Genomic DNA, 3,304 nt, shown 5'->3' with positions numbered 1-3,304 from the left:
AATTTCTTGAGCAAATAGTTGTAATTCATCAGATACAGAAATAGACATACAAAAACGCCATCCTTTCCTATGATTCTACAGAAAGAATAGCTTATTTTTTCATTTTAGGGGGGATTTTATTTTGTTAGCTTGATAGCGATGTGGCGGGGCCCCATCGCTATCAAGCTAACAAAATAAAATCCCCAAAAACGAAGAAACATGTTAAATTCCCATAGATAACTATCTTATATTAATTACATAACATAGCTCGCGATATGATAATATAAAGATATTATATTTAAAAGGGGATTCAAATTGGTTAAAAACTTACCTTTACTAATAGTGATTTTAATACTTGGTGTAAGTTCTTCTACATTAAGTACGAATGGATACTTTTCTCCAGTTATAGAATGGTCTTTAATGATTATAAGTATTATTTTAAACATTACTGCAGTGATAGGTTTATCACTACACGTTCTTGTATATCAACCTATGAAAAAATTCGAAACAAATTTAAAAGAGACCTTCAAATAAAATAATTATATTTGAGATAACACCACATCGCTATCGAGCTAAAAAAATGTATCCATAAAAAGAAAAAATACGCTTTTCTTTCTGTAGAATCATAGGAAAGGATGGCGTTTTTGTATGTCTGTTTCTGTTTCTGATGAATTACAACTATTTGCTCAAGAAATCCAAAGTTTTTTATCTCCAAATACCTTACGGAATCTTGCTAGAGATGTTGGTTTCGTACAACGAACCAGTAAGTACCAAGCAAAAGATTTAGTCGCTTTATGTGTATGGGTGAGCCAAAATGTAGCTATGACTTCTTTAACTCAATTATCTAGCTGTTTAGAAGCATCAACAGCAGTACTTATTAGTCCTGAGGGACTGAATCAACGATTTAATAAGGCGGCCGTCCAACTTTTACAACACCTACCAGCCGAACTATTAAGCAAAAAATCGACCTCATCTATGCCGATTTCTTCTCCATATACTTCTGTTTTCAAGCGTATTCGTATTTTAGATTCGACTGCATTTCAACTTCCAGATCCTTTTTCATCCGTTTATCCAGGTGCAGGGGGATGCAGCCATACAGCGTGAGTAAAGATTCAGCTTGAGTATGATTTATTAAGTGGACAGTTCCTTCATATTCATACGGGTCCAGGGAAACAACATGATCGAACCTACGGTTCCCTGTGTGTTCCAACTGTGACAGCGAATGATTTATGTATCCGAGATTTAGGGTGTTTTCATTTGAAAGATCTTCAACACATACAAGATAAAAAGACTTACTATATCTCTCGTATTAAATCAAATACACGTATTTATCAAAAAAATCCCACCCCTAATTATTTTCAAGATGGAAGAATAAAGAAAGGTACAGAGTATATCCAGATAGATATGGAGGTTTTAATGAACTCTCTTCAGCCAGGACAAACATACGAAATATACAACGCTTATGTAGGAATGACTGATAAAGTCCCAACTCTTGTGATTGTTCATCGGCTAACAAAAGAATAACAAAAAAACGATTGCAAGATCAAGCTGTAAGAGAGAAAAAGAAAGGAATGAAGTATTCTCCTCGTAGTAAACGTCTCAGTGGTATCAATGTATATATGACAAACATCTCTACAGATATTGTCCCGATGGGACAAGTGCATGATTGGTATTCTTTACGGTGGCAAATCGAGATTTTATTTAAAACATGGAAATCATTTTATCATATTCATTATTGTAAAAAGATAAAACGAGAAAGATTGGAATGCCATTTGTATGGGCAACTGATTGCCATTCTACTCTGTTCTTCTACTATGTTTCAAATGCGTCAATTACTTCTTATGAAAAAGAAACGAGAACTGCGTGAATATAAGGCTATATATATGATTAAAGATTACTTTCTTCTTCTTTTCCAAGCAATACAGAAAGACACCCAAGAGCTATCAAAGATTCTAATTTGCCTGTTCAACCTTCCACAGCAAAACGGGAGAAAATCTCATCGATATGAGAAAAAAACAGTCTTTGATATATTAGGTGTCGTTTACAATTGTACCATGTCTAATAATCAAGCGGCTTAATTCAAAAAAATGAAACCCGTTAGGGTTTATTTCGTATGCAAATCTTTAAATTAACTACATGTATCCTCTAGAAAAAAAAGAAATACCCTCTACTATAAGTGACGTTGTATGAGCTTAGCATGATAGCGATGTGGCAGGCCCCCCTTATATAGATATAGAAGGAGGATTAGTGAAAATGTAGTAATATCAGTAATTTAACAGTTTTGTATGTTGCATGTATTACAACATAGTTTGATACTTTTCTTTTCTTTTCTTTTCGTTTTTGAAACAAGTTGTTTCAAAAATTATATATTAATGTATCATAGGAGGTTACATATGTTTGAGAAAATAGAAAAAGACACAGAAATTAAATACGTATCTATAAAAGAAGCTAAAATCTTTAATGCGGATTTTTTATGAAATTAGGTCAGTACTTGTACCAAATATATTCCTGATACATAGTGTATACAAGAACATATATTTTTAAAATACTTGTTCATTGAAAAAATCCTCAAGTAAATACAGCATAAAATATTTACTTAATAGAAAGGAGAAAATAATATGTCACAAGCAAACATACCTAATATAACTCCTAATATTTCTTTAACGAGAGAAGAATCCATTAATTTAACGAATTCCTCGAAAGAATGCTCCTTCCTCAAGTGCGTGAAGGACGTAGCCCAGCGGTAGGTGGGAGATGAATTTCGGTTTGGCGTAGCCAAAAGGCTTTGCTTTTTATTTTGCCTCTGATATAATCAGTCTTATAAAGTACAAAGGTTGGTATATCAATGAAATTAGACAGCAATAATCATTCAGTGTTCTTGTTGTATTATCATCTTGTGTTGGTTGTGAAATACAGAAGAAATGTATTTGATGATGATATGTCAGACTATGCAAAAGACATGTTTGTCAGGTTATCCGAGAATTACAACATAACACTGGTAGAGTGGAATCATGATGTTGACCATGTACATATCTTGTTCAAGGCACATCCTAATACAGAAATGACAAAATTCATCAATGCTTATAAGAGTGCAAGTTCTCGACTAATCAAGAGAGACTTTCCACAAGTGAAAAAGAAACTTTGGAAAGAGATGTTTTGGTCAAGAAGTTTTTGCTTACTAACTACTGGTGGTTCTCCAATAGATGTAGTAAAGAAATATATTGAAAACCAAGGTGAAAAGTGAGGTGAAATGATATGACAAAGCATAATAAAGCATATAAATTCCGTTTGTATCCAACAGAAGAACAAGCATATCTTATGCGTA

Annotated in this window: 3 protein-coding genes and 1 pseudogene; all 4 read left to right on the top strand. The window is 33.1% G+C overall.

The genetic code is table 11. From position 1 onward, the window contains the following. Window positions 1-294 precede the first annotated feature (294 nt). On the top strand, window positions 295-513 hold the full coding sequence (locus MR155_RS30815; RefSeq protein ID WP_242312075.1) for a hypothetical protein: 219 nt from the start codon (window positions 295-297) through the stop codon (window positions 511-513). Between the two features lie 114 nt (window positions 514-627). Further along, window positions 628-2,057, top strand: a pseudogene (locus MR155_RS30810) (IS4 family transposase). Window positions 2,058-2,824: 767 nt separating this feature from the next. Further along, entirely contained in the window at window positions 2,825-3,223 is a 399-nt protein-coding gene (gene tnpA, locus MR155_RS30805) for an IS200/IS605 family transposase (protein ID WP_002169923.1), read from the top strand. An 11-nt stretch (window positions 3,224-3,234) separates the two neighbouring features. Next, a partial coding sequence (locus MR155_RS30800) for a helix-turn-helix domain-containing protein (protein WP_242311681.1) occupies window positions 3,235-3,304 on the top strand: 70 nt, incomplete at its 3' end.

Source organism: Bacillus cereus group sp. BfR-BA-01331 (assembly GCF_022663915.1).
In the GTDB taxonomy this organism is placed as follows: Bacteria; Bacillota; Bacilli; order Bacillales; family Bacillaceae_G; genus Bacillus_A; species Bacillus_A mycoides.
Note: the sequence above shows the minus strand (reverse complement) of the source record. Positions and strands in the feature narration are given on the sequence as shown.